At 53.6% G+C, this 235-nt stretch carries 1 rRNA gene; it reads left to right on the forward strand.

Annotation, left to right across the window (positions count from 1 at the left end):
* Positions 1–235 (forward strand): 16S ribosomal RNA (locus ACTHSL_RS14245); the annotation flags it as partial.

A 235-nucleotide genomic window follows, 5' to 3' on the forward strand; every position in this document is an offset into this window, starting at 1 on the left:
TAAAGCGCACGTAGGCGGACTTTCAAGTCAGGGGTGAAATCCCGGGGCTCAACCTCGGAACTGCCTCTGATACTGTTGGTCTTGAGCCCGGAAGAGGTGGGTGGAATTCCTAGTGTAGAGGTGAAATTCGTAGATATTAGGAAGAACACCAGTGGCGAAGGCGGCCCACTGGACCGGTATTGACGCTGAGGTGCGAAAGCGTGGGGAGCAAACAGGATTAGATACCCTTGTAGTC

The sequence above is a fragment of the Neisseria sp. P0008.S010 genome (assembly GCF_051962715.1).
Taxonomy (GTDB): domain Bacteria; phylum Pseudomonadota; class Gammaproteobacteria; order Burkholderiales; family Neisseriaceae; genus Neisseria; species Neisseria elongata.